The organism is Alistipes sp. ZOR0009 (assembly GCF_000798815.1).
Taxonomy (GTDB): Bacteria; Bacteroidota; Bacteroidia; order Bacteroidales; family ZOR0009; genus Acetobacteroides.
Window position 1 is genome coordinate 25506 of record NZ_JTLD01000080.1, and the last position, 5566, is coordinate 31071.

General features: G+C 46.7%; 5 protein-coding genes. 3 read left to right on the forward strand and 2 right to left on the reverse strand.

The window, feature by feature from the left end; genetic code table 11:
• Positions 1-383: 383 nt before the first annotated feature.
• Positions 384-629: a hypothetical protein gene (locus tag L990_RS16380; RefSeq protein ID WP_047451679.1), complete on the forward strand. Its 246-nt coding sequence runs from the start codon at positions 384-386 to the stop codon at positions 627-629.
• Positions 630-931: 302 nt separating this feature from the next.
• Here the strand turns inward: L990_RS16380 and L990_RS16385 are convergent, their stop codons facing one another.
• Entirely contained in the window at positions 932-2197 is a 1266-nt protein-coding gene (locus L990_RS16385; RefSeq protein WP_047451682.1) for a hypothetical protein, read from the reverse strand.
• 309 nt (positions 2198-2506) lie between these two features.
• On the opposite strand from L990_RS16385, the gene L990_RS16390 reads away from it, so the two are divergent.
• Together L990_RS16390 and L990_RS16395 are read left to right on the forward strand one after the other, a co-directional pair.
• A complete protein-coding gene (locus L990_RS16390) occupies positions 2507-3877 on the forward strand; it encodes a sensor histidine kinase (protein ID WP_047451684.1) in 1371 nt (456 codons plus the stop codon).
• Positions 3874-4554 carry a response regulator transcription factor gene (locus L990_RS16395; RefSeq protein ID WP_047451686.1) on the forward strand — a complete coding sequence of 227 codons (681 nt, stop codon included), beginning with the start codon at positions 3874-3876 and terminating at the stop codon, positions 4552-4554. Before L990_RS16390 ends, L990_RS16395 begins: the two co-directional genes overlap by 4 nt.
• 127 nt (positions 4555-4681) lie before the next feature.
• Here L990_RS16395 and L990_RS16400 read toward each other — a convergent pair whose 3' ends face one another.
• Positions 4682-4936, reverse strand: a complete 255-nt coding sequence (locus tag L990_RS16400; RefSeq protein ID WP_047451688.1) for a hypothetical protein — start codon at positions 4934-4936, stop codon at positions 4682-4684.
• Between the last annotated feature and the right edge of the window lie 630 nt (positions 4937-5566).

Genomic DNA, 5566 nt, shown 5'->3' on the forward strand with positions numbered 1-5566 from the left:
GCCTTGGAGTTTTGGGGTACGGTAGTAGAACGATTAAGATTTGCTCATTTGGGAATCAGGTGCCTTCCGAGTGTTGCTCAGACAAATATTTTCGCCGTTGGATGTGTGGCTTCGACACGGGTGTTGGCGGATGGGAGGGTGGTTTACTATTGTGACATTGCTGCCGGATGAAGGAAAGTGCTGCTGTTGGCGGATTTGTAGAGGGATAGGAACTTTGCGATATGAGTATTGAGTAGTGCGATTTGCGATATGCGACTTTTTGCTGATGGTTCTTTGGTTATAATGCTTTCTTGCATTCATATGCATATTCATGAAGCAGGAGTACTTCATGTTTGTATTAACTTTTACGTTACTTTTTTGGCGCAAAAAAGTAACCAAAAAACATGGCGGAAATTAACTCGCACCATCATCTTATAGATGCTTGTGGGGTTGTGGGGTGGCAGCAGAACGATTATAGTTTACTCGTTTGGAGAAGAGCTGCCTTCCGAGTGTTGCTCAAACATGGATTTCCGCCGTTGGTTGTGTGGCTGACGCCACGGGTGTTGGCGGATGGGGAGGGCGATTTTCTAATTTGTCGTAGTGGTCGGATTAAGGAAAGCGCTGCTGTTGGCGGATTTGTAGAGGGATAGGAACTTTGCGATATGAGTATTGAGTAGTGCGATTTGCGATATGCGACTTTTTGCTGATGGTTGTTTTAAAGTTTTATATGCAGCATTTGTGTCGCGCAATTTCTACTTCGGCTGCTAATGCTATAGAATTAGATAATTCTCTATCCGTAATGAAAGTGGCGTTAGCCATACCATCCCCGTTAAGGGGTAGCTCCGCTTCGCTACGGTTCTGTTTGAAGCGGGCGGAGTAACCATAAGATGGAATAAAGCGGATAGGCGTGGTGCTACCCATCCGCATATCCGTTTAGGCTCTTGTGGCGAGGTTACCGTTTTTCGATAGTGTAGTCGCCGTTGTCGAGCTTAACGATTTTCCAGCCATCGTTAAGGGTGATGGTCCAAAACTCCGAGGTGCCAGAGGTGGGGGCATCGAGTATCACGCTTGTCCAGTTTGGTGTAATCAGTCCGCCCTTTTCGGTGGATAGGCGGCCCCACTCCCCAAAGCAGTTGAGCTCCTTGTATATGGTTCCGTGGCTTCCCCAAGGTATAACGCCGTGAGGGTTGAAGGATATTTGGGTGATCTTCATTGGGATAACCAGCTTGGCGCCTTTTACGAACCTTTTTTTGCATTCCTTCAAAAAGTTTTGTCGCTCGTTTTCGTAGGCGGTCTCCTTTTTTATCAGGTTGTACTTGTCGTAGGTAAGCTTTAGGCGTTCAACCTTCCCCTTTGCAGCGACAGGAGTTGTTCCAATGGATTTGGCCAGCAGCAGACCAAAATCGTCGTTCTTGGTCAGGCCTTTTGTCCAGCCCGGCTGTAGCTTATCCAAAATATAGCCGTACAGCGCCCCGCTGGTATAGGCAAACGACATCAGCAGGTTATGCCCTTCGAGTGCCGAGGTTACCATCTTTTTTAGGTTGCTCACGCACTCGGCCTCGTTGGCGCCCGAGAGCCGTTGCCCTGTATATTCGGCGAGCCCCTCGTGCATCTCAAAGACTGATTCTTTTTTCGAAGCGTCGAAGCGAGCCTGCCTGTAGAATCGGAACATCAGGGCATTGGCCAGATGGGACGTGTCGATATGGTTGGGCTGTATCGCTTCCGAGAGTGCCAACCACTCCATTTTTAGGAGCAGACGTCCCTCCAGCTCGGCCAAATGGCCGTTCTTCGATCCGCACGAGGGGAATCCTAGTGCCTGCTGCTTGCTGTGCCAGCTTTCGTGCATAATCAGCCTGTTGCGTTCTGCGGGATTATTGCTCAGCGCCTGCCAGATAACCATTGTCCAAGTTGTTCCATTCCACCTTACCGAGGTGTTGGCAATGGGTAGCGAATCGGGGTAGCTGCCGCAGTAAAGTCCACCTGCAAGCGTAAGGCTCTGGAGCGAGTCGTTGCTGTTGGCCACCACCTCGCGGGTGTTCTGGTCTACAAATAGTATTGGGCCATCAAGGCTAGCGCCCCAGGTGCTGCCAGCATCTTTTTGGCAAATCTGCTTAGCCTCCTCAAAGTACTGCTTGGCTTTTTGGTGGTCGATGCCACGTTGCTGCGCCAGTAGCGGCGATACCCAAAGGAGGAAAATGGAAATGGACAGTATTCTCATCGCGGTAAATTTTAGTAGGTTGGTGAGGCTGACAAAATATGGGTATCAACGTATCGCTAGCGGTTAATCCACCTTACCGTAAGCGGTGGTGCATTTCGTAGTAGCTGATACTTGTGTCGCCATATCTTTAGGGACAGCCTCCGTTGCCCTGTTTTTCTTCTTACAAAGCTACCATCTATCGCTCAGGACTTCTGTTAACGGAGAGATAATGCAGTGTTAACCCCCTTGTAAGGGCAAATAATTGCTATATCTTCGCAACAACCGTTGGCGAGATTTAGGTTAAACTGGTGGGAGCAATATCACTAAGGGATGAAAAGAAACGATGTAGAAAACCGTAAAGTACGAATAGGAACCATAAAGGTGATTCTGATTGCCATCCCCATTTTTGTAGCGGGAATTCTTTTCTTGTTCCTGAAAAAGGCCTACGACAACGAACTGGATAGGTTTTCGACTATAGGAAACATGGCCGTTAGCAACGCCTTTTTTAGCACCGCAACGGCATCCCAAAATATATCGTCGGTAACCAAGCAGGTAAGGAGCCATGTCGAGCTGAGCAAGCGGCTTACACCTAGCGAGATGGCGTTCGTAAAAACGCTTCTGAAGAGCACGTTAAACGATTTCAGTAAAGTAGACTCGGTCGTTCAGTCGTCGCTTAGGCAAAGGGGGGTGGGCGTATCGTATGGCTATCGTTTTTTTGTTGATACCTATAAAGTTAAGGCTGATTCTGGCTATGCAACGCTGGTTGGTAGGGGCGGATTTACCAATCGGCTGCTGCTGTACGCTAACGGAAAACCTATTACCACGCCTTTGCAGAACTCCTTCTACCTTTTCTCTCAGGATAGCTACATCTGCATTGTCTTGGAGTCGGAGTTTATTGGGACTACCAGATATCTCCTTTCCCAAATGGTTTACGACTTGATACTTTCGCTAATCCTACTGCTCGTTGCTATAGCCGTGGTGATTATCGTTTTTAGGGTCTTAAAGTACCAAAGTCAGCTGCTGGAAATGAAAACCGATTTTGTGAATAACGTAACCCACGAATTCAACACCCCGTTAAGCACCATTATGATCTCAACCAATGCGCTCTCTACAAGGCAGGTTAGCGAGTCGCCTATCATGGTGTTGAAGCAGGCTGAGATGATTAAAAAGCAGAGCTATAGACTTCAAAAAATGCTCGATAACGTGGTGTTCCTTTCCGATTTCACCACCTCCAATACCCACCTTGCGGTGCAGCCAACCGATATGGAGCTATTCATTTACGAGTGCATGGCCAAGTATCAGCATCAGGAGAACCTGCACATCAGCATAACCACCAAGGGCAATAAAGTTCCGGTGCTGATTGATGAATTTTACTTTACTTCCGTTTTTAATAATCTGGTAGATAATTCGATAAAGTACTGTAACAAAACGCCTGTTTGTATCGACGTAGCCATCGAAACAGGAACTAAGCGGATGCAGATACGATTTGCCGACAACGGAGATGGGTTGAACCCCAGGTATCGTAACCGAATTTTTGCCAAGTTCGTGAGGCTTAATTCCGACAAGGGTAACACTAAAGGCGTTGGCCTAGGGCTCTACCTGGTACGGAAGGTGGTAGCTGCTCACGGCGGAACTGTTACCCTTGATAGGAATTCGGCAACCACCTGCTTTATAGTAACCCTTCCAATTCAGCAGCAATGAGTAGCAGCAAAATAAGCATACTGTTTGTAGAGGACGACCCCGATTTGGGCAACGTGCTAACCCTCTACCTCCACATGAATGGTTTTGAGGTAAGCCATTTCGAAAATGGGCGTGATGCCATTAAGGCCTTAAGTTCGTTAACTCCCGATATCTGCCTGCTCGATGTGAACATCCCCGAGATAGACGGGTTTGAGCTTGCCCAGCAGATAAAGGGCAAGCGTGCCATCCCCTTTATCTTTTTAACCGCCCGCAAGCAAAAGGAGGATCGGCTAAAGGGGCTGCAGCTCGGTGCCGACGACTACATCACCAAACCCTTCGAAGCCGACGAGCTGGTGCTGCGCATCAAGAATATCCTTTCGCGAACCAAGCGAGTAGACCACGCCGATCTTTGGATTGGCACCTACAGGCTCTCCACCCTAAATATGACCTTAACACGCAACGACCAGATCTTTTCGCTAACGGCAAGGGAGACTGAATTTCTGGCATACCTAGCCAAACGGAAAAACGAGCTTATAAAAAAGCAGGAGCTGCTGGAGGAACTCTGGGGCGAGAACGACTACTTCTTAGGTCGCAGCATGGACGTATTTTTAACCAGAATCCGTAAGTACCTTAAAGACGATCCCACCATAACGTTTGAGAACGTTAGAGGTGTCGGTTTTCGTTTTCAGGTGGGCTAGCCCATTACAAGGCAGCTACGATCTTGCTTTTTATCTATTGGAAAAAGGACGGCTGATGGGGTGTAGGTAGTTAGCCTTTTTTGCTGATATTAGAATTTAACACCTCTGATCCAAATCGTTAATGCTCCTATTCGGCCATCTCTTTAGGGCTCTCTTGGTAGTTAATATGCGCATACTTGTTGCACAGGCTAATTAGTTCATCGTTAGATTGCTTGCCGCAATTCTTTAGCGATAAAAAAATCTTTTTATCCTCGTAGTAGCGAAGTATCGAAAATAGGTCGTGAAGCCCACCATACCTGCAAGCATTTGTTGCCCGTACGCTGAGCTTTTCAAGCACTGCAAGCTCATTTATGCCGATGTTTTCTGTAATGCTGTCCATCATCAAGCGTATCAAAAAGTTGGTTGACAAATATTTTTTTACCCAATCGATTCCTTTAGTGTTTGTTCGCCGCCTTTCCTTTGTAAGGGAAAATCAAGTTTGCTATAGCCTGTACGCGTGCAGAGCGTTGATCGTTAGCCTCATTTGTCTGTGGGTCTAACGCCTTTAAAATGCACTTTCTCATAGCTAATGCAGCATCGGCGCATTTTTGGTTTGCTGTTGTTCGTTTTGTGAGGCTTACAGCCTGCTGTCATTTTCTGTAGCATATCCCTATAGGCGAGGCTTATGGAGATGCGGCAAATTTGTATTCGCTGGTAAATTAACAAATATTTTATAACTTGATTCGGGTTAAATGTTAAAACAAACTTTGCTCGTTGTAATTTTAAAATTTACAAGTAACGCCAGTTCGGCACTAAGCATGCTATTGTCTTGATTCCTTAAATTGGCTGTAGCTCATGTTTATTCGAGGATTAAAAGGTTTGTAAGCGGGGAAAGTCATGTTAGTTTTGCCAAAACCAGCACGGTTATCTCTTAAGTTGGCGTAGTTTTACTAAAACCAGCTCAGTTTTGTCTTAACTCGATGTAGATTTGCTAAAACTGGAATGGTTGCGCCTTAACTCAGCGTAGTTTTGC